This window comes from Nocardia amikacinitolerans NBRC 108937 (assembly GCF_001612615.1).
Classification (GTDB): Bacteria; Actinomycetota; Actinomycetes; order Mycobacteriales; family Mycobacteriaceae; genus Nocardia; species Nocardia amikacinitolerans.
Genome location: NZ_BDAU01000021.1, coordinates 37,254 through 58,571 on the forward strand (window position 1 = coordinate 37,254; position 21,318 = coordinate 58,571).

24 protein-coding genes and 1 pseudogene are annotated in these 21,318 nt (G+C 69.3%); 9 read left to right on the forward strand and 16 right to left on the reverse strand.

Annotation, left to right across the window (positions count from 1 at the left end; all coding sequences use genetic code 11):
• Positions 1-35: 35 nt before the first annotated feature.
• Positions 36-914 carry an SDR family NAD(P)-dependent oxidoreductase gene (locus NAM01S_RS17330; RefSeq protein ID WP_067786484.1) on the reverse strand — a complete coding sequence of 293 codons (879 nt, stop codon included), beginning with the start codon at positions 912-914 and terminating at the stop codon, positions 36-38.
• 152 nt (positions 915-1,066) lie between these two features.
• On the opposite strand from NAM01S_RS17330, the gene NAM01S_RS17335 reads away from it, so the two are divergent.
• Positions 1,067-1,834 carry an SDR family NAD(P)-dependent oxidoreductase gene (locus NAM01S_RS17335; RefSeq protein WP_067786688.1) on the forward strand — a complete coding sequence of 256 codons (768 nt, stop codon included), beginning with the start codon at positions 1,067-1,069 and terminating at the stop codon, positions 1,832-1,834.
• 69 nt (positions 1,835-1,903) lie between these two features.
• On the opposite strand, the gene NAM01S_RS17340 is transcribed toward NAM01S_RS17335, so the two are convergent.
• From NAM01S_RS17340 to NAM01S_RS17350, 3 genes are all read right to left on the reverse strand, one after another.
• Positions 1,904-2,722 carry a class I SAM-dependent methyltransferase gene (locus tag NAM01S_RS17340; RefSeq protein ID WP_067786486.1) on the reverse strand — a complete coding sequence of 273 codons (819 nt, stop codon included), beginning with the start codon at positions 2,720-2,722 and terminating at the stop codon, positions 1,904-1,906.
• A gap of 294 nt (positions 2,723-3,016) precedes the next feature.
• The gene (locus NAM01S_RS17345) at positions 3,017-3,544 is read right to left on the reverse strand and encodes a peptidase (RefSeq protein WP_067786690.1); all 528 of its coding nucleotides are present in this window, start codon (positions 3,542-3,544) and stop codon (positions 3,017-3,019) included.
• Between the two features lie 351 nt (positions 3,545-3,895).
• The gene (locus NAM01S_RS17350; protein WP_067786488.1) at positions 3,896-4,519 is read right to left on the reverse strand and encodes a superoxide dismutase; all 624 of its coding nucleotides are present in this window, start codon (positions 4,517-4,519) and stop codon (positions 3,896-3,898) included.
• A 193-nt stretch (positions 4,520-4,712) separates the two neighbouring features.
• Here NAM01S_RS17350 and msrA point away from each other — a divergent pair, with 193 nt between their 5' ends.
• The gene (gene msrA / locus NAM01S_RS17355; RefSeq protein WP_067786490.1) at positions 4,713-5,420 is read left to right on the forward strand and encodes a peptide-methionine (S)-S-oxide reductase MsrA; all 708 of its coding nucleotides are present in this window, start codon (positions 4,713-4,715) and stop codon (positions 5,418-5,420) included.
• A 150-nt stretch (positions 5,421-5,570) separates the two neighbouring features.
• On the opposite strand, the gene NAM01S_RS17360 is transcribed toward msrA, so the two are convergent.
• The gene (locus NAM01S_RS17360; protein WP_067786492.1) at positions 5,571-6,182 is read right to left on the reverse strand and encodes a hypothetical protein; all 612 of its coding nucleotides are present in this window, start codon (positions 6,180-6,182) and stop codon (positions 5,571-5,573) included.
• Positions 6,183-6,637: 455 nt separating this feature from the next.
• Between NAM01S_RS17360 and NAM01S_RS17365 the strand changes: the two genes are divergently transcribed.
• From NAM01S_RS17365 to NAM01S_RS17380, 4 genes are all read left to right on the forward strand, one after another.
• On the forward strand, positions 6,638-7,003 hold the full coding sequence (locus NAM01S_RS17365) for a rhodanese-like domain-containing protein (protein ID WP_097246297.1): 366 nt from the start codon (positions 6,638-6,640) through the stop codon (positions 7,001-7,003).
• Positions 7,004-7,097: 94 nt separating this feature from the next.
• A complete protein-coding gene (locus NAM01S_RS17370) occupies positions 7,098-8,147 on the forward strand; it encodes a DUF4328 domain-containing protein (RefSeq protein ID WP_253798941.1) in 1,050 nt (349 codons plus the stop codon).
• A complete protein-coding gene (locus NAM01S_RS17375; protein ID WP_067786493.1) occupies positions 8,144-8,911 on the forward strand; it encodes a glycerophosphodiester phosphodiesterase in 768 nt (255 codons plus the stop codon). Before NAM01S_RS17370 ends, NAM01S_RS17375 begins: the two co-directional genes overlap by 4 nt.
• Positions 8,912-8,976: 65 nt before the next feature.
• A complete protein-coding gene (locus NAM01S_RS17380; RefSeq protein WP_067786495.1) occupies positions 8,977-9,897 on the forward strand; it encodes a DUF5926 family protein in 921 nt (306 codons plus the stop codon).
• A gap of 260 nt (positions 9,898-10,157) precedes the next feature.
• Here the strand turns inward: NAM01S_RS17380 and NAM01S_RS17385 are convergent, their stop codons facing one another.
• From NAM01S_RS17385 to NAM01S_RS17405, 6 genes and pseudogenes are all read right to left on the reverse strand, one after another.
• Positions 10,158-10,706: a ferritin gene (locus NAM01S_RS17385; RefSeq protein ID WP_067786497.1), complete on the reverse strand. Its 549-nt coding sequence runs from the start codon at positions 10,704-10,706 to the stop codon at positions 10,158-10,160.
• A 70-nt stretch (positions 10,707-10,776) separates the two neighbouring features.
• Entirely contained in the window at positions 10,777-11,010 is a 234-nt protein-coding gene (locus NAM01S_RS37315; RefSeq protein ID WP_372511684.1) for a hypothetical protein, read from the reverse strand.
• A 61-nt stretch (positions 11,011-11,071) separates the two neighbouring features.
• Positions 11,072-11,320: pseudogene (locus NAM01S_RS37320) on the reverse strand (ferritin-like domain-containing protein); the annotation flags it as partial.
• Between the two features lie 9 nt (positions 11,321-11,329).
• Positions 11,330-12,517 carry an LCP family protein gene (locus tag NAM01S_RS17395; RefSeq protein WP_067786696.1) on the reverse strand — a complete coding sequence of 396 codons (1,188 nt, stop codon included), beginning with the start codon at positions 12,515-12,517 and terminating at the stop codon, positions 11,330-11,332.
• An 826-nt stretch (positions 12,518-13,343) separates the two neighbouring features.
• Complete coding sequence (locus tag NAM01S_RS17400) at positions 13,344-14,132, reverse strand: CPBP family intramembrane glutamic endopeptidase (protein ID WP_067786499.1); 789 nt, start codon at positions 14,130-14,132, stop codon at positions 13,344-13,346.
• A gap of 60 nt (positions 14,133-14,192) precedes the next feature.
• Entirely contained in the window at positions 14,193-14,954 is a 762-nt protein-coding gene (locus NAM01S_RS17405; RefSeq protein ID WP_067786501.1) for a DUF2470 domain-containing protein, read from the reverse strand.
• Between the two features lie 122 nt (positions 14,955-15,076).
• Between NAM01S_RS17405 and NAM01S_RS17410 the strand changes: the two genes are divergently transcribed.
• From NAM01S_RS17410 to NAM01S_RS17420, 3 genes are all read left to right on the forward strand, one after another.
• Entirely contained in the window at positions 15,077-15,502 is a 426-nt protein-coding gene (locus NAM01S_RS17410; protein ID WP_067786503.1) for a hypothetical protein, read from the forward strand.
• An 85-nt stretch (positions 15,503-15,587) separates the two neighbouring features.
• The gene (pheA, locus tag NAM01S_RS17415) at positions 15,588-16,502 is read left to right on the forward strand and encodes a prephenate dehydratase (RefSeq protein WP_067786505.1); all 915 of its coding nucleotides are present in this window, start codon (positions 15,588-15,590) and stop codon (positions 16,500-16,502) included.
• 5 nt (positions 16,503-16,507) lie between these two features.
• A complete protein-coding gene (locus tag NAM01S_RS17420) occupies positions 16,508-17,173 on the forward strand; it encodes a histidine phosphatase family protein (protein ID WP_067786698.1) in 666 nt (221 codons plus the stop codon).
• Between the two features lie 70 nt (positions 17,174-17,243).
• On the opposite strand, the gene NAM01S_RS17425 is transcribed toward NAM01S_RS17420, so the two are convergent.
• The 5 genes from NAM01S_RS17425 to NAM01S_RS17445 all read right to left on the reverse strand — a co-directional run bounded on the left by NAM01S_RS17425 (position 17,244) and on the right by NAM01S_RS17445 (position 21,279).
• Positions 17,244-18,071: an ESX secretion-associated protein EspG gene (locus tag NAM01S_RS17425; RefSeq protein ID WP_169810865.1), complete on the reverse strand. Its 828-nt coding sequence runs from the start codon at positions 18,069-18,071 to the stop codon at positions 17,244-17,246.
• Positions 18,068-19,222, reverse strand: a complete 1,155-nt coding sequence (locus NAM01S_RS17430) for a PPE domain-containing protein (protein ID WP_067786507.1) — start codon at positions 19,220-19,222, stop codon at positions 18,068-18,070. The genes NAM01S_RS17425 and NAM01S_RS17430 overlap by 4 nt, the downstream gene beginning before the upstream one ends.
• A 34-nt stretch (positions 19,223-19,256) precedes the next feature.
• Positions 19,257-19,580, reverse strand: a complete 324-nt coding sequence (locus tag NAM01S_RS17435; RefSeq protein ID WP_067786509.1) for a PE domain-containing protein — start codon at positions 19,578-19,580, stop codon at positions 19,257-19,259.
• A gap of 192 nt (positions 19,581-19,772) precedes the next feature.
• Positions 19,773-20,123: a metallopeptidase family protein gene (locus NAM01S_RS17440; RefSeq protein WP_067786511.1), complete on the reverse strand. Its 351-nt coding sequence runs from the start codon at positions 20,121-20,123 to the stop codon at positions 19,773-19,775.
• Between the two features lie 13 nt (positions 20,124-20,136).
• Positions 20,137-21,279 (reverse strand): septum formation family protein, encoded by a 1,143-nt coding sequence (locus NAM01S_RS17445; RefSeq protein WP_084483020.1) that lies wholly within the window; start codon positions 21,277-21,279, stop codon positions 20,137-20,139.
• Positions 21,280-21,318: the final 39 nt, after the last annotated feature.

The following is a 21,318-nucleotide window of genomic DNA, read 5'->3' on the forward strand; positions in this document are numbered from 1 at the left end:
GTTCGGTGGGCGGTGCTGCGGCAGCACCGCGCCGATCAGGCGGGCCGCTCCATTCTGCGGGGTCGGGTGGGTTGGTCGGTGGTCAAGGGTGCGTCCTCGGCGCGGGCGATCTCCAGGGCCTCGGCGACTCCGCGGCGCAGCGTGGCGTCCACCAGGCGCTGGGCGAGCGGGCGGAACGGCAGCGCGACCGCCACCCACCAGGGCGAAACGACTTGGCGGCGACGGCGGGCGATGGCCCGTTCGGTGGCGTCTATGGCGGGGCCGAGCGGTGCGACGCCCGAGACGGTGGCGCGGCCGAGAATGGCGCGCGCCGCGGCCGTGCCGAAACCGCGGGTGGTCATGTCGGTGTCCAGCTCGGCGAAATAGGCGACGCCGACCTTGGCGCCGGTGTGCCTGATCTCGTTGCGCAACGTGTGGCCGAGCGCCTCGACGCCCGCCTTTGACGCGCTGTAGGCGCCTGCCAGCGGCAGGTTCACCACGCCGGCCAGCGACGAGACGATGAGCGCGTACCCCCGCGGATGGCAGATGTGCGGACCCGCAGCGCGCAGCGTGTAGTAGACGCCGAGCACGTTGACCGCGAGCGTCTCCTCCATCACCGAAGGATCGCCGCCGATCAGCGCGAGCTGCTTGGCCACGCCGGCGTTGGCGACCACCACGTCCAGCCCGCCGAGCTCGCTCACCAGTGTCTTCACCACCCGCTCCACCTGGGCGGGATCGCCGATGTCGCAGTATCGCCAAGGCGCGTCGCCGCATTCGCGGGCCACCTCGGCCAGCAGATCGGGCTCGAGTCCGAGCAGCGCGACCGAAGCGCCGTGCGCGTGCAGCTGCCTGGCGAGCGCGGCCCCTATGCCCCGCGCCGCTCCCGTGATCAGCACCTTCCTACCGGCGACCACCGGGCCGGCGAACAGCTTCATGCGGCGACGATACCACCGATGAACAGCAATGTTCGCAAATATGTTCGCTTCCCGAAGGTCGTGAGAGGGAGCCGTCCTACATCTCTCACGCCCCACCGATTATGGTGCAATTGACGAAGGGCCAACTGCCTGTCACGAACGAGAGGACCATCGTGGAGATTTCGGGTTCCGCCGCCATCATCACCGGAGGCGCATCCGGCCTCGGCGCCGCCACCGCCAAGCGTTTCGCCGAGCTGGGCGCCACCGTCTTCGGCCTGGACGTGCCGCAGTCCATCGAGCGCGCCGGTGACAACGTGCCCGCCGGGGTCACCCTGATTCCGGCCGACGTGACCAGCAACGACGAGGTCGCGGCCGCGGTCGCGCAGGTGGTCGAGTCGGGCGCGCCGCTGCGCATCGTGGTCAACTGCGCCGGTGTCGGCTGGGCCGGTCGCATCCTGTCCAAGAACGGCCCGCACGATCTGGAGCTGTTCCGCACCGTCATCACCGTGAACCTGCTCGGCACCTTCAACGTCATGCGCCTGGCCGCCGACGCCATCGCAAAGACCGACCCGGTCGACGAGTACGGCCAGCGCGGCGTCGTCATCAACACCGCCTCGGTCGCCGCGTTCGAGGGCCAGGTCGGTCAGATCGCGTACTCCGCCTCCAAGGGCGGCGTGCACGGCATGACCGTTCCCGCCGCGCGCGACCTTGCGCAGTTCGGCATCCGCGTGAACACCATCGCCCCCGGCATCATCGACACCCCGATGCTGGCCGGCGTCACCGAGGAGTACCGCAAGGGTCTCGAGGCGGGTGTGCCCTTCCCGTCGCGCCTCGGCCGCCCGGACGAGTACGCGCAGCTGTCGCAGTACATCGTCGAGCACGACTACCTGAACGGCGAGACCATCCGCATGGACGGCGCGCTGCGCATGGCGCCGCGGTAACACCCGCGCGCGAGGCCGCCTCCGATTCGTTTCGGGGGCGGCTTTTTTTCGTGCCCGGCTTCTTCGTACTCAGGGCAGCGGCTTGTGCCCGATGCCGAGGAACGCGGTGGTGGCCAGCGGGGTGTTCGGACGGTAGTTCTCGACGAGGTAGGCCCGCATGGCCTCGGAACGAGCGGCCCACTCGTCCTCGCCGATCGAGCGCCGCAGCACCGCCATCGGCGCACTGCCGCGCGACATCTGCTCCCAGAGCCGATCCGCGTCGGGGAAGGACACCGTCGTGGTGTGGCGCTGGATGGACACACCGGCGAACCCCGCGCCGCGCATCTCGGTGGCGAACACCTCCGGATTCTCCAGGCTCAGGAAGTTCGGCTGCGGCTCCTGGATGTTCGGGTCGCCCGCCGCCATCGCCCCGAACCGCATCCGCATCAGAGGGGATTCGGCGACCGGCGCCCAGCTCGATACCACCGCGATCCCGCCCGGCTTCAGCACGCGGAACAGCTCGGCGAATCCCTTGATCCGGTCGGGGAAGAACATCAGGCCGAACATCGAGAACCCCGCGTCGAACCGATCGTCCTCGAACGGGAGTTGCTGGCCGTCGCCGACCTGTAGATCGATATTGGTCAGACCGGCTTCGCGCGCGGCGTTGCCGAGACGTTCGAGCATGTGCTCGGCGAAATCCACGGCCTGCACGCGGCGCACCCGCGCGGCCGCGGGCAGGCTCAGCGTGCCGGGGCCCGCCGCGACGTCGATGATGTGCGCGTCGGCGGGCAGGTCGGCCAGTTCGAGGGCGCGGTCGGAGAAGGGCGCCATGATCGCGAGCGCGGATTCGGCGTAGCCGTCGGCGACCAGATCCCACGGTTCGGCGGCGGCGAGGGGATTTCCGGACATGTGTTCCACGATCCTTTCGACCGACACAGGCTAACTGGGTAGCCCCCTCGCAAACCATCAACTCGGCCGAATGTCACTGTGCGCGTAGACGTTCGCGCGGGCTTCAGGCGCGGGACGAGTGTCCGCATCCGCCGAGCGGCGAGTCGGAGCGGCTGTGCGGTCGGTAAACGACCAGCGGCGCGCGCTCCCGAGCCGAGCGGCTGATTCCGATCGCCGAGCAGCGGCGCACGCTCCCGAGCCGAGCGGCTGATTCCGGTCACCGAGCAGCGGAGCGTGTTCCACGACCCGAGCGGTTCAAGCCGCGAGCAGCATCGCGAGCACGGCGGTGTCCGGATCGCAGATCGGATCGAGGCCGACCCGGCTGACCAGCGAGGTGACCGTGCCGTCGGATTCCGCCTCGGCCCAGGCCGCGCGGTGTTCGAGGCCGAGGTGCGGCACGCCGGGCAGCAGCACGCAGCCGGAGGCCGCGCCCGCGCATTCCGGCAGCGACGGCCGGGTCTCCGAAGGCGGGTGCAGCATGAGCAGCGCGGGCGGCACGTGGTCGGCGAACCGGCCCGGCTCCAGCGCCTCGTCGCCGAGCACCGTGCCCTCGGCGAGCACCAGCCCGACCGTGCCCGGCTCCGGATCGTCCGGCAAATCCTCGCGGACGCCGAAGACGGTCGAGGTGGCGAGCAGGCCGGGCAGACTCGCCACCCGCACAGCGAGCACGAGCACCTGCGCCCATTCTTTGGTGGTGTCCGGCCAGCGACCGGAGATGACGAACCCGCGCAGCGATCCGCGCGAGTGGAACGGCGTGACGCCGATCGGCCCGTTGGTCCGCATCGTGCCTCCCGAGGTGAAACCGGGGGCGGCCTTGCCCGTCCTCGAACTGTTGGATTCAGAGGATGACTCACCGATCATCTGGCACACAAGTACCAATGAGTGCTAATCGGACGCTGGACAGCGAAAAGCCCGCCGGGCGATCCATCACCCGGCGGGCTTCCGACTGAGTGCGTCGGAATCAGCGCACGGTGTCTGCCCTCCCAGCCACCTCGAGGGCGAGTCTTACGAGCCCCCGTTCGCGGCCGTCTCGCTTCCGAGTGGTCGAAGCGCATGCGACGCAGTCGCGAGTCTCGACCGCTCGGAAGCGAGACATAAAGGACGCGAACACGCGCGCGCCAGCGCGCCGACAACTCAGCCGAAGATGAGGCCCTTGCCCTGGCTGACGGCGCGGGCGAAGCGCTCCTGCACGTCCTCCCAGTTGACGACGTTCCAGAACGCGGTCACGTAGTCGGCCTTGACGTTCTTGTACTGCAGGTAGAAGGCGTGCTCCCACATGTCGACCTGCAGCAGCGGGATGATGCCGAGCGGGACGTTGGCCTGCTGGTCGTAGAGCTGGAAGGTGAGCAGCTTCTGGCCGAGGGTGTCGTAGCCGAGCACCGCCCAGCCGGAGCCCTGCAGACCGTTGGCGGCCGCGGTGAACTGCGCGCGGAACTTGTCGAACGAACCGAACTGGTCGTCGATCGCGGCGGCCAGCTCGCCGACCGGCTTGTCGCCACCGTTCGGGGAAAGGTTCTTCCACCAGATGGAGTGGTTCACGTGGCCACCGAGGTGGAACGCGAGGTTCTTCTCGTAGAGGAAGATCGCGCCGTGATCGCCGGACTCACGAGCCGCCTCGAGCTTCTCGAGGGCGGTGTTCGCGCCCGCGACGTAGGCCGCGTGGTGCTTGGAATGATGCAGCTCGTTGATCTGCCCGGAGATGTGGGGCTCCAGGGCGCTGTAGTCGTAATCCAGATCTGGCAGCGTGTACTCAGCCACGATGTCCCTTTCTCAGTTGTCGGGCTGTTGCGCCCGGATCGAGCGCTTCCAACCATCATTCGTACACCCGCTCGGTTGCAACCGGGCCGTGTGCCCCCACATTCCATCGGAGATCGGATGATCATGCAGGGGTCGGACGGGGCATGAGCGGAAGGACAATTCGACCGCGAGCATTCGTGAGTAGCATCGAACCATGTCGTTCTTCGACGAACTGGTCGGACGGATCCGTCTCCCCGAGCCGGTGATGGTGGCGCCCGATCAGGCGCTCCCCGGCCGGGAGGAACCAATTCTGGTGCCGGATACCCACTTCGTGAACGGACATCCCCTCCGTCCGCCCTTCCCGGAGGGCATGGGGGTGGCGGTCGTCGGTATGGGCTGTTTCTGGGGCGCGGAGAAGGGTTTCTGGGAACTCGACGGCGTCTTCACGACCGCGGTCGGTTACGCGGGCGGGTTCACGCCGAACCCGACCTACGAAGAGGTGTGCAGCGGACGCACCGGCCACACCGAGGCGGTGCTCGTCGTCTTCGATCCGGCGGTGCTCGGGTATCCGAACGTGTTGCGGCACTTCTGGGAGGACCACGATCCGACCCAGGGCATGCGCCAGGGCAACGATCGCGGAACGCAGTATCGGTCGGCGATCTTCACGCTGGACGACGAACAGGCCGAGCTGGCTCGGAGTACCGCGGAGAGCTACGGAAAGCGGCTGGCGGAGGCGGGATACGGGTCGATCACCACCGAGATCGCGCCGCTCCCGACGCCTGGCGCGGGTGGGCCGGGGCCGAATCTGTCCGGGTTCTACTACGCCGAGGGGTATCACCAGCAGTATCTGGCGAAGAATCCGGGCGGATACTGCCCCGTGCACGCCACCGGGGTGAGTTGCCCGGTCGGTCTCGGAGCCTGAACGTCTTTACGCCAAGGAGCTTCGCGTCGGCCGCGCTCGGCGGTCTCGACGCTCCGGGTTCCGGCGGTGCGGCTCGGTGGTTGGGCGGCATTCCAGCTGCCTGAACGCGAACGCCGCGCGATCGGACGCGCGGCGTTCGCGGAAGTCTCTTTACAGCGGCGGAACGATGCCAGGCCGGATGGTGCGCGGATCGCCCGCGTCGTGCGCCTTCCACCAGCGCACGCCGCCCGCGATGAAATCGGCGGGTGCGATCTCCTTGCCCTTGGCGTCGTGCACCGTGAGCCTGTCGAACCACACCCGGACGTCGAGTTCGCGCGGGTCGATGCCCTCCTCCTGGGAGAACTCGAGCACGTGCGACGGGGTGTGGTCGTCGATCTTGGTGTCGAAGCTGAGCAGTTCGCGCCACAGCGACCACCCGCTGTCGTCGACGTCGATGAATTCCCAGCCGTGCAGGCGGCCGCCGCCGAAGCTGCGAATCGCCTCGTCGAGGCCGTCGAGATCCAACGGAAGGACTTCCGCCTCGATGTCGTCCCAGCGCTGGATGCGCAGCGAGGCCGCGACCCGGCTGACGCCGGTGAAGTTCAGGCGGACCTGGTGATCCTGCGGCGCTGTCTCGTCGGCGGGCACCGTCAACACGGTCAGATCGAGACGCAGCGTCGCCGCCTCGGTATCGACCTCGAGCCCGAGGCAGGTCGCCTCCGAGATCGCGGTGTTGAATCCGCTGGAGTCCAATCCGTCGAGTAGCCCCCTGCTCACGTTCATGCCCCCAGGCTACCCAGAGCACCAGCTGGAACCCGGTATTTCATTTTTTCGCTAGTGTTCTCGTTTTTTCTGGAACCGAATCGTTCGCCGTGCCGTCCAAGTAAGTGTCGGGACCCGCTCGGCCGCGGTTCCGAGGCGGCGGCGAACGACCGCTCCGGGATGGACAAGGAGGGGAGTCCCGGATCGGTCGTTCGCGACGCGCGCTTCACTGCGGATCTGCCGAACCGGGCCGCGTGGGTCCCGATCCCGTCTCGACGAGGGTGGAACGGATTCGCGTGACGTTTGCTTATAGCCGCGGCCTGTGAGTGTTCACGGTCGCGATAGGCGCCGCCTGTGGATCAGCTTGTGGATTATGTGGATAACTCCCATGCCGCGGCAGGCTCCGCCCCGAACCCGCCCGTGACCGCTACGCGGGCGACGGCACGCACGTGCGCCGATCATGGCAGGATCGAATCGTGACGAGCTCCGAGATCCCGGCGGTGGGGGTGGAAGACCTGCCCGGCGAATTCGACCACAGCGAGCGACCGGACCAGGTCCGGGCCATCCTGCTCGACGTGCGCGAGGACGACGAGTGGCAGCTCGGGCACGCCCCAGGCGCGATCCACATCCCGATGGTCGACGTGCCCGCCCGCACCGACGAGCTGGACCCCGACGCCGAGGTCTACGTGGTGTGCAGGCAGGGCGGCCGGTCGATCGAGGTGGCGAAATACCTGGCCTACATCGGTTTCGAGGCCGTGCAAGTCAGCGGTGGCATGGTGGCCTGGCAGAAGTCGGGTCGCCCGCTGGTCGGCGAGAGCGACCAACCGGCGAAGATCTACTGACGAAAGAGCGAGGTGCCCAGGCAATGAGCGTCAGGCCGGGAAGCGGCTGCCCGCGGGACCACGCAGGGCGAGCGAAGGACACGCTGTGAGTACCATGCTGCAGCCCTGTGCGCGCTGCGGCGCGCGGTGGGCCGTACACGGCACCCCGATGCACTGGTGCCCGCGCTGCCACGGCGTGCTGCTCTCGCCGGGGCCACTCGACGCTCCCGCCGAACGGCGCAACTACCGCTGGGTGGCGCGCCGCCCCGACCAGCGCAACGGCAGGCCCGTCGCGACGGCGGCCCGCAGGCCCGTCGCGCCGACTCCGCGCTATACGCAGATTCCGCGCTGGGGCCTACGTGACGAACCGGGCGCCGCGGCCGACGCGACCCCGCGCAGGCGCACCGCCGTGCTGGCTGGTCGGGTCACGCCGCTGTTGCTCGTCACCGCCGGGATGTTCGCGCTCGCCGCGGTCGGCGAGTTGGTGCGCTATGTCGTCCTGCTGGTCAACCGGACCCGTCTCATCGATCCGTGGGCGCTGCGTTTCTCGGATTGGCTGGTCACCGGGTCTTCGCTGCTCGCGCTGGCCTTCGCGCTCGCCAGCGGCGTCGCCCTGCTCGGCTGGCTCGTCGAGACCCGCCGCGCGGTGTTCGCGAAGGCGGGCCGCAGCGATCCCCGTTCCGCTCCCGCGCTCGTCCTCGGCTGCCTGATCCCGGTGGTGAATCTGGTCTGGCCCGGTGTGTTCCTCACCGAGATCGCCGCCGAACGCGGCGATCCCAGGGCCCTGCGCGCGATCCGGATCTGGTGGTGCGCTTGGGTTTTCGGCGGGCTGATGGCCGCGGCCGCGCTGCTCTGGCGGACCGCGGATTCGTTGCAGGTCAAGGCGGACGGCGTGCTGTTCACGGCGTGGACCGACGCGGTCGCGGCGGCGGTGGCGGTGCTGACGCTCTGGATGCTGCGGCTGCTGGACGGGCGCGACCTGTTCGGGCGGCTCCGGTTGGCGCGCCGCTGGGTGGTCGCCGTCGATCCGCCGGTGCCGGTCATCGAGCCGGTGCACCCCGCCCGCGCCGAGGCGCCGTCCCGGGATGCGGCCGACGCCGAGATCACCGAGGATCGGGATGCCGACAGCGGTGCCGTTCAGCACGAGGAGGTCATGGCCAAGTGAGCCAGAGCAGTCGCGCACCGTTCGTCGTCGCGCACCGCGGCGCTTCGGCGGCGCGTCCCGAGCACACGCTCGCCGCGTACGAACTCGCGCTCCAGGAGGGCGCGGACGGCGTGGAGTGCGACGTCCGGCTGACCAGGGACGGACATCTGGTCTGCGTGCACGACCGCACGGTCGACCGCACCTCGTCGGGCACCGGGCTGGTCAGCGAGATGACACTGGACGAATTGCGCTCGCTCGACTTCGGCGGCGACGGCCAGCCCGCCTCGGTGCTCACCCTCAGCGAACTCATCGAGCTGGTGCTCGACTGGCGCAGCAGACCGACCAAGCTGTTCATCGAGACCAAGCACCCGGTCCGCTACGGCGCGCTGGTGGAGAACAAGCTGCTCGCCGAGCTCCAGCGCTTCGGCATCGCCACGCCCGCCTCGGCGGATCACTCGCGCGCCGTCGTCATGTCGTTCGCCGCGACGGCTGTGTGGCGGATCCGCCGCGCCGCGCCGCTGCTGCCCACGGTGCTGCTCGGCGAGTCCTCGCGCTACCTCGGCGGCGGCGCCGCGACCACCGTCGGCGCCACGGCCGTCGGGCCGTCGGTGAAGACGTTGCGCGAGCACCCGGATCTGGTGGACAAGGCCGCCGCGGCGGGGCGCGCCACCTACTGCTGGACCGTGGACGATCCCGAGGACGTGCTGCTGTGCGCCGACCTCGGCGTGAGCTGGGTCGCGACCAATCACCCCGGCCGCACGAAGACTTTGCTCACCGCCGCGTAATCGGTTCTGTCCCACGCCGTGGCGCATTGCGGCGACGGTCACAGCACCCTGTAGTTTGAGCCCTCGTGGGTAAGAGCAAGCGCAACAGTCCGAAGCCCGGAGGGAACCGGGCGCAGCGTCTCGCCGAGCGCAAGGCGGCGCAGGAGCAGGCGGCCAACGCCGTCACCCGGCCGTTCGAAGGGTTGGCCGCGGAATGCGATCTGGTCGCACTGCGGGAATTCGTGCCGTCGGCGACCGCGACGCTGAAGCTGTCGCCCGAGGTGGCCGCCGAGCGTTCGGTCGTGCTCGCCACGGTGCTGCCCGGCGCGGTGGCCGCGCTGGTCCGCGCTGGCGACGAGCCGACCGGTTACGTCGGCACCCAGGTGCAGTTCCAGGGCGCCGACCCGGCCGCCGATATCGCCGCCGCGATCCTGTGGACCCAATCCGCCGAGCCCGGCGACTCGCTGACCTCCGTCGAGAGCGTCGCGAGCGGTCCGAGGCTGGCCGACGTCATCGATCCGGGCGCCGACCTGGAACTCACCGTGCACCAGGACTTCGACTGGTGGGTCCCGGAGGGCGTGACGCCCGATCCGCAGGTGGCCGCGACCATCGAGCAGGCCAAGCAGGCGATCATGCCGTCGGCGCGGCTGGAGCTCGGCGGCGACGCCGTCGGCGCGGCCTGGTGGGTCGACGCGGGTGAGAAGGCGCATGTGCGCTGGGTCCGCCCGGAGAACGAGGACGACCTGATGCTGGCGCTGGCCCGGCTGCACGCCTCGGGCGGGCTGCACATGGGCGAGGGTTCGCGCTTCGCGGGCTCGTTCCGCACGCACGGGCTGCTGGTGCCGGTGTTCGACCTGGATCCGGAGCGCCACCCCAGCGAATGGACCGAGCCCGCCGCCGAATTCGGCGTCCGCCTGCTCGGTGCGCTGGCTACGGACACGCCGCTGACCGCCGACGAGCGCCGCTCGCGCGATGGTCTGCGCTCGCGTCAGGTGACCCTGCGCTGACTCCGGAAATTTCCCGGAGCATTTTTGTGAAAAACCCTTCTTTCAGACCTGTCGCGGGATAAGTTCTCACCATCACCGTTACTGGTGATGGTGCGGATTACCGCACCGCACAGATGAGGAAAGTAGGGAACACCATGGAAGCCATTCTTGCGCTGCTCAAGACGCTGCTCAGCTCGTTGAGCGCCAGCTGAGGCAACCATCTCGGTCCGAACAAGCCCAGCTCGTCGCGAAGAGCTGGGCTTGTTCTGCCGAAAGCCCTTTTAGATGTGGCCGCCCGCTGTCGAGGGCGCGCCCGAGGCATCGGACGGAGAACTCATCTCCCGCGCGATGAAATTCTCCAGATCGAACATGTTCGAACCGGCGCGGTCGGCGACGTTGAGCAGCGTCGTCATACGGGCGACCTCCTCGACCTGTTCCTTGAGGAACCACTGCATGAACTGCTCGCCGAGGTAATCGCCCTCTTCGCGGGCCGTGCTCGCCAACCGGATGATCTGGTCGGTGACGGTCTTCTCCTGGTTGAGGGCCAGGGCGATCGGTTCCCGAACATCGTCGAAATGGGACTTCGCCGGGTCTATGCCGGAAAGCTCGACGCTGATATCCCGGTCGAGGAAGTACTGCACGATCATCATCGCGTGATTGCGCTCTTCCACGGCCTGCGCGTAGAACCGCTTTGCCAGAATCGGCAGATCCGCATTGTCGAACCACACCGCGATCGCGATGTATTGGTGTTCGGCATTGAATTCGTGCCGGATCTGGTCGTGGAGCAGGCTGTGGAACTTGCTTTTCGGGGATTCCGGATGGCTGGACATGTCGCCACATTATCGCTGGTCAGGGCGCCTGTCATCCAAGTGCACCCTTATTGAGGCTAGTATTGCCTAATTAAATGTTCACTGCGCCAGCCATTTTCGGGGCCGAAATGTCGGGCTTTGTGGAAGCGCGTACCTCGCGCGCTACGAACTGCTCGACGTCGAACAGGTTGCCCTCCCGGTCGAGCACCGTCAGCAGCGTCGTCATCCGGGCGACGTTGTCCAGCTGCGCTTTCAGGAACCACTGGGTGAATCGCTCGCCGAGGTAGTCGCCGGTCTCCCGCGCGGCCTTCGCGAGCGCGGTCACCCGCGGTGTACTCGCGCTCCGCCTCGAGCAGGAAAGCCATTGCGGCGCGCGGGGATTCGAAGTCCGAGCGGATCGAGTCGAGGCCTCCGACCCGGATCTCCAGATCCCGGTCGAGTAGATACTGCACCATGCGCAGCGCGTGCCCGCGGTGCTCCTCCGAACGGACATAGCAATGTCGGGCCAACTGCGGGAGCCGGTGCGCGTCGAAGTAGACCGCACCGGCCAGATACTGCTGCGCGACGGTGAATCCGTGCCGGATCTGATCGCGCAGCAGGGCCGGGAACGACAGGGCGCCATCGGTGTCGGACATACTCCGACGCTACCGCGTGAGCAGCTCCTCCGGGATGGATCTGTCGTCCGCGAGCGCCTCGAAGAACGCGCCCGCCTTCGTCTTGTCCCAGAGCAGCACGTTGCCGATGCCGGAGACGTCGTCGAAACCGCCGACCGGCACCGTGGTCGCGACCGTGTCGCCGCGCATCGCCCAGCCGAGGCGGCCGAGGTCCCAGATGTGATCGCCCTCGTCGACCTTCAGCGAGCGCGCCGTGTCACCCGCCAGCGGCCACAGTTTGAACGGGTTGGCCAGGGTCGCGCCGCTGGTCGCCTTCTGCAACAGCGCGGCCATGAAGAGGCGCTGGTTGTTCATCCGGTCGATATCGGCGAGCGCGGTCGCCCTCGACCGCACGAAGCCGAGCGAGTCGGGTCCGTTCAGCTTCTGGCAGCCCGCCTCCAGGTTGATCCCGGCGAGCGGGTCATCGATGGGCTTGGGCACGCAGACATCGATTCCGCCCAGCGTGTCGACGATGCCCGCGAAGCCGGCGAAGCCGATCTGGGCGTAGTGGTCGATGCGCAGGCCGGTCGCGACCTCGACGGTCTGCACGAGGAGCTGCGGCCCGCCGATCGCGAACGCGGCGTTGAGCTTGTCCTTGCCGTGGCCGGGGATGCCGACGTAGGAGTCGCGCGGCAGGCTGACCAGCGTGGTCGGGCCCGACTTCGGGATGTGCACCAGCATGATCGTGTCGGTGCGCTCCGGACCGACCTCGCCGCCGGTCGCCAGCTCCTGTTCCTGTTCGGGGGACAGCCCGCCGCGACCGTCGGAGCCCACAAGCAGCCAGTTGGTGCCGGGGGTGTTGCCGACGCGGTCGGTGTATTCGGCCAAGGCGTCGATGCGGGTCAGCTTGCCGTCCAGGTTGATCACCGCCGCGACCGAGCCGACGACCAAGAGCAGCAGAAACACCAGGAACCACCGGAAAGGACGCCGCTTGCGACGCGGGCGCGGGGCGCGATCGGCACGCGGTGGCGCGGCGGGAGGCGGCGGTGGTGGAGTGCCGCGGCGTCCACGCGGGCTGGGGGTGTGGGCGCGCGGGACGGGATCGTGGAACGGCTCCGGTTGCTGCGTCGGCGCGTACTCGGGTTCGGCTTTGCGCATTCGCGGGGGTGCTTCGTGCGACTCCTGGGGGACCTGTGAGTAGGCGAGTTGCTGCGGGTCGGCGCCGTCGCGGCGGAGGATCTTGGTGGTCCGTTCGATCCGGCCGTGCGGCGGGCGGTCGTGTCGGACCGTTGCGTCGCCGTGCGGCGGGAGTCCTTCACGGCCCGCGGCAGCGTGGCCCGCTGCGTGGCCGGGACCATCAGCTCGGCCTGACCGCGGAGCCGCGCCGTATCCCGCGGCCGCGTGGCCCGGGGCTGGGTGGCCCGCATCGCCAGAGCCCGGGGCGGCATGACCGCGTGGTCGGGCATTGCGGTCCTGCGCTGCCGGGTCGACGTCCCGGCCCCGACCGGGAGCGGCGGCGTCGCCCGAGCTGGGGACTTCACCTCGACCATGCGGCGGCGCACCGGCATGGCCCGATCGCTGCGTAGCGGCGTGGTCGGGCGGAGGTGCGGAGGTGCGGCCTGCGGGCTCGGCGGCAACGCCGTGCGGAAATCGCCCCGGTGGCGGCGCCGCAGGGTGGTCCGGTCGCGCGGGGGCGGCGTGTCCTTGTGGCGGTCGTGCGGAGTGGCGCTGTGGCGGGACGCCATCGCGGCCGCGCGGCGGATTGGACCGGCCGTGTTCAGGGGGCTGGACGGGCTCGCGGCCGTGCGGTGGATTCGCACGGCCGTGTTCAGGGGGCCGGACGTGCGGTGGGTTGGCTCCTCGACCGGAGTCCGGAGGTGGAACTGCGCCTCGGGGCGGGACGGCGCCGCCCGGTTGGGGTGGTCGCGGCACGCCGGGTCGGCCCTGCGGCGGCGGCACCCGGCGCGTCCGCGCATCGCGGGGGTCGTCGCCGTTCATCACACTGACTCTACTGATCGGGGGCGGCATGGGGTTTCTCCCATAATCACCCGGCCGGGTGATTCCGTTACGGCAGCCAGGAAACGTGTCCGCGCAGCGCCGTGTAGCCGACGTAGGCGACCGCGTCGATGGTCGCGTGCGCCAAGATCAGCGGCCACAGCCGGTTGGTGCGCTGCCAGTAGCGGCCGAAGATCAAACCCATCACGAGGTTTCCCAGACCGCCGCCGAGCCCCTGGTAGAGGTGATAGCTGCCGCGTAACAGCGCCGAGGCGACCAGCGCGGAATTCTCCGTCCAGCCCAGCCTGCGCAGCCGCGTGATGAGATACGCGACCACGAGGATCTCCTCGGCGAACGAATTCGCGCAGGCGGACAGGATCAGCACGGGCAGCCGCCACCAGTGCTCATCCAGCGAACTCGGCACGATCGTCACGCTGAACCCCATCGCGTGCGCGGCCAGATACAGCCCGAGACCGGGCAACCCGATGATCGCCGCCAATACCAGCCCGGGCAGCCCGTCCGATTTCGGACGGAACCGCGCGAGCCCGATCAATCGCGGCCCGATCCCGCTGCGCCACAACAGGTACAGACCAAGCGCCGCCCACCCGGCCAGCCGCAACACCCCGAGCAACTGGAACAGCAGATCGATCAGCGAGTGGTCGGAGCGCGAGGCGTTCAGCGCGACCGTCCGCCCACCGACGCCGCCCGGCCCGAGCGCGCTGTCCACCAGCGAGAGCGCCGCGCTGACCCCACTCACCCCGAAGGTCACGGTCAGCACGATCGCGATCTCGATCCGAATCCCGAGACGCTCCCGGTCGGTCAACTCGGATTCGCCGGGGGCATCCGACTCAGCACGCATGCGTCGAATCTAGCGACGGGTCCGCGTTCGAGGGTCGCGACAGCGATGTGGGGCGTGCGGTCACATGCGGCGGATGCCGTTGAGGAAGGGGCAACCCGCCAAGGTGCGGACGGCGCGGCTGAGGGATTCGACGTCGTTGGCCGGGGCGCTGAACGGGAGGCGGAAGTCGTGGTCGCCGTCGTGACCTTCGACGCGAAGGGTGACGCCGTAGCGGTCGATGGCGAGCGGGTGCACGGTGCCGGTCTGCAGGCGCGGCGGTAGATGCCGGGCGAGCTGGGCGATGACGTCGGCGTGGTCGGCGTCCATGTGCTGCAACCAGGCGGATTCCATCGTGCAGAACGGGTCCGGCTCGGCGAGCCGCAACTCCTCGACACAGACCGCTTCGGCGCCGGTGGAGTCGGCCATGACGGCGCTGTTGATCACCAGGCGCAGCAGCGTGGCGGTGTGACCGACGTCGAGCAGCGCTGGGTCCGGGTTGTCCTTGGCGACCTCGCCGGCCAGCACGCGCTGGGCCTGCGCGGGCACGGCGCGCACGGTCCCGCGCAACCACACCAGGGCGCGGACCGGCTCGCGCAGCGGCAGCGGCGCGTGATCGGTGAGTTCGAGCACCGCCGCCGCGCCGCCGGGCCCGGAGTTACCGATCAGCACCGCCGCGAGCGAGCCGTTCGGCACCGCGATCACCACATCCCCGCACTGGCGCAGGTGGTGCACCGACGTCGGGGTCGGGTCGATACCCGGCAGCGCGAGAACCGCCTGCTCCGCGTGGGCGCACGCGCTGCGCACCCGCTCGGCGGTGGTAGGCGCGACGGTCGGATTCGGCATGCGGACCTCCGTGGTGATGGCGGCGGCGTTGATTAGGTAAACCTAAGCTAAGTGAGCCGCCCTCGATCTGCAAGCGTTACCTTCCGGCTGATTCCAGAATCTGGGCCCGCTACGGTGATCTCGTGGGAGATGCGACACCGACGGCAGGCAACGGCGCGAACGAACCGGTGCTGGTCACGCTGTCCACCCCGGCCCGCCGCAGCCTGGTCGACGGGCTCGTTCGCCCCGTCGGCTCCGTTCCCGAGGCCCCGACTCTGGACGCCGACGCCCCCGACTCCGACATCGCCGACTTCCTCGCCGCCATCGCGCATTCCGACACCGGATTCGTCGCGCGCACGGATGACGGTGCGCGCGCGGTCGCCATCGTCGCCGCGACCGCTGCGGCATTGTGCGGGGACGACATTCGGGATGCGCTCGTTCGGCCGGACATCGCGTTCTTGACCGGTTTGAAACCGCCCGCGGTCGAGGCCGTTCGGGGGGTTCTGCTCGCCGTGGAAACCGCCGAGCCGGAGCCGGTTCGTCGCGCGCTGGGTGTGCTCGCTCCGTGAGCGGTCGTCGGTTTCGGTGCTTCGCCGCAGACCCGCCCCCCACGAACCGGTTTGCTGTGTCGTCACCGCTTGTAATGTCGTAGGGGTGCCGCGCATCGCGTATTTCGGACCGTCCGGAACCTTCACCGAGATGGCCCTCGCCAAGCTCGAGTCCTCGGCGGTCTTCGACAGACCCGTCGAGCGGGTCGCCGCGCCCAGTCAGGGCGCGGCGCTGGAGCTGATCCGGTCCGGCGATGTCGACGGCGCGGTCGTTCCGATCGAGAGCTCCGTGGAGGGGTCGATCTCGGCCACGCTGGATTCGCTGGCGATCGGGCCGCGGTTGCAGATCGTCGCTGAGACGGAGCTGGAGGTCAGCTTCACCATTCTGGCGCGGCCGGGCACCGAGCTGGCCGACGTGCGCACGCTCGCCGCGTACCCGGTGGCCGCCGCACAGGTGCGGATGTGGACCGCGCGGCGCTTGCCCGACGCGGAGATCTACACGTCGGCCTCGAATGCCGCCGCCGCCGAGGACGTCGCGGCCGGGCGCGCCGACGCCGCGGTCTCCACCGCGCTGGCGGGGGAGCGGCTCGGGCTGACCGCACTGGCTTCCGGGGTGGCCGATCACGAGCAGGCGATCACCCGCTTCGTGCTGGTCACCAGGCCGCGCGTGGCGCCGGCCCCGACCGGTGCCGACCGCACCTCGATCGTCTTGGAGCTGGCGAACGAGCCCGGCTCGCTGATGCGCGCGTTCGCCGAGTTCGCGACGCGCGGCATCGACCTGACCAGGATCGAATCCCGGCCCACCCGAACGGGAATGGGCACCTACCGGTTCTATCTCGACTGCGTCGGGCATATCGATGACACCGCGGTGGCCGAGGCGCTCAAGGCGCTGCACCGCACGGCTCGGATCCGCTTCCTCGGTTCCTGGCCCGCGACTTCGGCGACCGGGACGCCGCCGCCGTCCGACGAGGCGGCCGCGGAGTGGCTGACTCAGTTACGAAAGGGGGTGGCGGACTTATGAACGAGATCGCGGGCAAGCTGATCCTGGTCCGGCACGGCGAGACCGAAGGCAACGTCGCAAAGATTCTCGACACCAGGGTGCCCGGGCTGCCATTGACCGAACGCGGTGCGGCCCAAGCGAAGACGTTCGGTTCGAACCTGCTCGCGCCGCCGCGCGCGCTGCTCTCCTCGGTCGCCTTGCGCGCCAGGCAGACCGCGAGCTACATCGAAGCGGCGACGGGCGTGGCGGCCGACGTCCTCGACGACGTGCACGAGGTCCAGGTCGGCGAACTGGAAGGCCTGAACGACCCCGATGCGCACCGGACCTTCCAGCGCATCTACCGCGCCTGGCACGAGGGCGACCTGACCGAGCGGGTGCCCGGCGGCGAATCCGGCGAGGACGTCCTCGCGCGATTCCTCCCGGTCGTCGAGACCCTGCGCACGTCCTTCCTGCTGCCCGAGGCGGGCGGCGGCGACGTGCTGCTGGTCAACCACGGCGCGGCGATGCGACTGGTCGCGCGCACCCTCAGCGGCGTTGCGCCGCCGTTCACCACGAACAACCACCTCGACAACACCGAAACCATCGAGTTGGTCCCGCGCCCCGACGGCGGCTGGGACTGCATCCGCTGGGGCCGCTTCGTCCCGCCCTTCGGCTACGAGGTCTCACCGACCGCCGACGACCCGATGGGCTGAGCGGTACTCCGCCCTCGAATCGTCGCCGTTGCCATCCTCGTACCGCCGATCCTCGAGGATCGGCTCCGCACTACTTCGCCGCGGTCTGCGGGAAGTCCTCCCGCTCCGGCAGCGAATTCATCAGGTCCAGCAACGCCGTCCGCAGACGCGCCGTCGTCCCCGAGCTGATCGACGACCACTTCGTCCCGTCGTCGGCGACACTGGCCGTGATCAGGAACCGCCCGCCGCGCGTGTTGAAGATCGCGATGTGGTTGTCCGAGATGTCCCGGGTCCCGTCGCCGTACGCGACGCCGGAAATCTGCGCGTGCGAATGGATTTCGACAAGCGCCGAAGCCAGCGCCTGCGCGTCGCGGTTCGGGTTGCACACCTTCGCCAACCGGTTGGCCGTCGCCGCGGCGTCGCCGGTCTCGTTGAAGATCGGTGCGAGCAACTCGGTCTCGGCGTTCATGCTTTCCAGCTCGAGCGGCTCGGCCGGACCGAGCGCCGCGACGATCGGTCCAGGCAGATCCTCTTCCACCTCGTCGATGACATAGGACTCCGGCCCGCGGAGGGCGACGACCACCAGGTCGTCACCCTTCGCGAGACACAACCGGCTGACCTGCCCCTCGACGTTCCACCGCAGCGCGAGCACCCAGTGCGGCCGGTACAGCGTCCGCAACCGGTCCTCGAGTTCCCGGTGGACGATGCCGTCGATCAGGAAGTCCCGCTCGACGAGCGACTGGGCGGCCACGTCCATCGCGGCGTCGTGGTCGGTCTGGTTGTCGTAGCGACCCATCGCTTGCAGCACGACGGGAAGCTCGTCGATCTCCAGTTTCTCCAGGAGGAACTGCATTTCGTCGAGCGACAACGTGACGCCACCGAGCATCGACGGGCCGCGGCCCGCACCCAGAATCGTCACTTAGCCGTCCCGGCAGGGTCGGCGCCGATGACGCCGTCGGCGGAGAAACGACCGTCGGTGAAGTGATCGCCACGCAGGTAGTCCGCGCCCTTGTGCTCCGACTCGTCGTCCTCGGCGCCGCGCGCGTTGCCGAGCAGCGGGCTGCCCGCCGGGTTGGTGGCGGCCGGACGGACCGGCGCGGCATCGACCCTGGCGACGACCTCGGCCATCGGAGCGGCGGCGGGCGCGTTGGTCGGCAAACCAGAACCCCAGCCGTCCGGCAGCTTCAGCGAGCCGTTGTTCAGGTTGACGCTCGGTCCGAAGGTCGCCGAGCGGGTCGAGGTGGTGGTCGCCGCGGCGCCCGCCATGCCGCCCGCCATCAACGTCATCGGCGCGGCGGGCGCGACGCTCGGCGCGCCAGCGCTGGTGACCGCCGCGATCGCGTTGGCGCCGATGTTGCCGACGGTGCTCACGCCACCGGTGGCGACGGTGCCAGCGACGTTGGCCACCTGGGTCGCCGCGCTGGCGACGGCCGGGTTGTTCACCACCGAGACGGCGGTCGCGATGGCCGACTGCACCGGGTCACCCTGGAAGGTGGCCTCGGCAGAGCCGGGGTCGGCGGTGCCCGCGCCGTTGGCGATCGGCGGCGGGTTGTAGAACTCGCCGGGGGTGGTGACGGTCGCGGTGGTCGCCGCCTCGTAGGTCTCCATGACCAGCGCGGCGCGAATGTCCATCGCGTGCTTGGCGAGTTCGGCCGCCTCCCACGCGCCCGACACCGCGCCCGCGGGGTTCGCGGAGACGAAGACGGCGGTGTTGGTGGCGATGATCTCGGGCGGGCTCGGCATGGTCAGCGCGGCAACGGTGTAGGCGGTGGCGTTCGCCGCGGCCTTGGCTCCCATCGAGGCGGCCATGACGCCCTGCTGCTCCGCCCAGCCGGTGAATCCGACCAGCCGGGACAGCGCCGCGATGCCGTTGACACCCTGCATGCCGACGCCCAGCTCGGCCATCACGCGGGTGACGGTCGCGGTCGCGTCGACCCAGGCCGCGGTGAGCCCGCCCCACGCGGTGGCGGCGGCCGAGATCGGTACGGCGTGCGCGCCCGAATGCAGCAGCGCGGAATTCACTTCGGCCATGCGGGGCAGCCAGAACACCCCGGTGATACCTGCGGTCATGTTTGTTTCTCCCCTTGTGTTTCGATGTCCGCTATCAGGCGCCGATGGTGCCCGCGACGCCGCGCATCACGCCGGCCTTGACGACGTCCTCGGCGACGTGGGTGGCGAGCTGCATGCGCAGAACGGCTGCGGCATGGTGCAACTCGAGAATGCCCTGGGCGACGGAGCCGTCGTGCGTCGCGGCGGCCTTGTTGAAGTGGTGGGCGGCGAGCAGCGACACCTCGTCGGCGCCGGACGGGAGGACGTGCGTCGCCGGGGCGGTGACCGCCGCGGCGGCGGCCAGTCGTTCGGCCAGCAAGTCCAGCTCGGCAGCGGCGGCGAGGATGACCTCGGGCGAGATCGAAACGTGGCCAACCATTACTCGACTCCTTCTAGTGGCGGCTATGGGGCGGAACCACGAGAATTCCCCCTACGAGTGATAGGACGCGACAGCCACGCGATCGGTTCCATCGAATCCCCTACTTCTTTGCGATCTTGCCAGCCGCCCGCGCTCCCCTGCGCACCGTGTCCGTCCGGATGAACGCGGCTCGCACCGACGACTTGGTCAAGACTAGCCCCATCCCAGCTGATGCAACCGGTCTTCGTCAATGCCGAAATAGTGTGCGATCTCGTGGATCACAGTGATCGCGACCTCCTCGACGACCTCTTCGTCGTCGGCGCAGATCTCCAGAATCGCGTCGCGATAGATGGTGACCGTGTCGGGCAGCGAGCCGCCGTACTGACTGTCCCGCTCGGTCAACGCGATTCCGTGATAGAGCCCCAGCAGATGCGGGTCTTCCATATTGCGCGGCTCGATCAGCACGACCACATTGTCGATGGCGCGCGCGAGCTCGTCCGGGATCAAATCCAATGCGTCGGAGACCAGTTCCTCGAACCGGTCCTCGGACATGAAGACCGCCATGAATTCGCGCGCCCTACCTCGGCCGTGGTTGCGGCGGCAGCGGGGCGGCGCCGGGCAGCGGCGCGGGTGTGGAGCGACCCGAATTCGGCGGCGGCACAGGGGCTTGGCCGTTGATCAGGATCTCGCCCTTTGCCGAACCGGTGATGGGCGCGAAACCCTCGCGGTCGGTGCCCTTGCCGATCATGCAGTCCAGTTTGCGGCTGCCCGCGAGCCAGCTGCGCGCGTCGACGTAATCGAAGAACAGCGTCAGCGTCTTGTCGCGGATCGCCTCGGGGGAGCCGAGGTACTCGGTGGCCGCGTTGGCGCACTGCTCCTCGACGTACTTGTCCTGCTCTTCCTTGGCGGGCGGGCCGCCGGTGAAATGCGCGCCGAGATCGACGGTCGCGACGATCTCCACCGCGTGCGCCTGCGCGCAGTCCACCGGGTCGGTCGGCAGATTCTGGTTGATGCCGAGACAGGTGCCCGCCTGGAAGACCCGAGACTGGTCGTGTTCCACCGCGCTGCCCTGGGACGGCAGCGGCGTCCCGGTGCTGCCGGAGAACTGGAGACCGCAGCGCAGGGTGCGGTCGCCGTTCTTCCAGCCCTCCGGGCTCGGGTACATCAGCCCGACGACGTAGCGCCCGCGCGGGTCGAACTTCCCGTTCATGTACTGCTGCACCGCGGGCACGCAGTGCTCTTCCTTGAGCTCGGTGAGCCGTAGCGAGTCGGGGAACCGCGAGCCTGGGCCGAATTCGACGCCCGGGTACCTGCTCATGTCGATGTCGGCGGCGACCTCGAACAGATGCCTGCTGCCGCAGGACACCTTCACCAGGTCGCTGCGGTCGGGTTTGGTCCAGCTCAGGCAGTCGCCCTTGGCCGCGGTGCCGAACTCCTTGTCCAGCACGGTGTGCGCGGGCGCGCCGGGGTTGTGCGCTTCCAGGCCCGCCTCGTTCTCGAAGCCGGTCACGAACAGCGTGACCAAGGCCGCGGTGACGGCGCCCGCCGCGACGGCGAGCAGACCCCAGCGCAGCGTCGGCGCGGACAGGTGCAGCCCGCCGCCGTCGGCCAGCGCTTGGCGCGCGGACGCCAAGGATCGAGGGAACGAACCCGAGCGCGCCGAGGCACCAGCCGGCGACTTCTCGGGCTGCGGAGTCTGGGACACATCATCGGAGGACATCGCGGTCCATCATGGCAGCGTCTGCCCTCCGGTGCCACG

What these genes read in the sequence shown, in the direction of transcription:
- NAM01S_RS17440 (WP_067786511.1), bottom strand. Translation starts at nt 20,123, where the DNA reads ATGGCGGTCTTCATGTCCGAGGACCGGTTCGAGGAACTGGTCTCCGAC.
- NAM01S_RS17405 (WP_067786501.1), bottom strand. Translation starts at nt 14,954, where the DNA reads ATGCCGAATCCGACCGTCGCGCCTACCACCGCCGAGCGGGTGCGCAGC.
- NAM01S_RS17435 (WP_067786509.1), bottom strand. Translation starts at nt 19,580, where the DNA reads ATGGTTGGCCACGTTTCGATCTCGCCCGAGGTCATCCTCGCCGCCGCT.
- NAM01S_RS17360 (WP_067786492.1), bottom strand. Translation starts at nt 6,182, where the DNA reads ATGAACGTGAGCAGGGGGCTACTCGACGGATTGGACTCCAGCGGATTC.
- NAM01S_RS17385 (WP_067786497.1), bottom strand. Translation starts at nt 10,706, where the DNA reads ATGTCCAGCCATCCGGAATCCCCGAAAAGCAAGTTCCACAGCCTGCTC.
- NAM01S_RS17430 (WP_067786507.1), bottom strand. Translation starts at nt 19,222, where the DNA reads ATGACCGCAGGTATCACCGGGGTGTTCTGGCTGCCCCGCATGGCCGAA.
- NAM01S_RS17400 (WP_067786499.1), bottom strand. Translation starts at nt 14,132, where the DNA reads ATGCGTGCTGAGTCGGATGCCCCCGGCGAATCCGAGTTGACCGACCGG.
- NAM01S_RS17340 (WP_067786486.1), bottom strand. Translation starts at nt 2,722, where the DNA reads ATGTCCGGAAATCCCCTCGCCGCCGCCGAACCGTGGGATCTGGTCGCC.
- NAM01S_RS17445 (WP_084483020.1), bottom strand. Translation starts at nt 21,279, where the DNA reads ATGTCCTCCGATGATGTGTCCCAGACTCCGCAGCCCGAGAAGTCGCCG.
- NAM01S_RS17370 (WP_253798941.1), top strand. Translation starts at nt 7,098, where the DNA reads ATGCTGCAGCCCTGTGCGCGCTGCGGCGCGCGGTGGGCCGTACACGGC.
- NAM01S_RS17330 (WP_067786484.1), bottom strand. Translation starts at nt 914, where the DNA reads ATGAAGCTGTTCGCCGGCCCGGTGGTCGCCGGTAGGAAGGTGCTGATC.
- msrA (WP_067786490.1), top strand. Translation starts at nt 4,713, where the DNA reads ATGTCGTTCTTCGACGAACTGGTCGGACGGATCCGTCTCCCCGAGCCG.
- NAM01S_RS17345 (WP_067786690.1), bottom strand. Translation starts at nt 3,544, where the DNA reads ATGCGGACCAACGGGCCGATCGGCGTCACGCCGTTCCACTCGCGCGGA.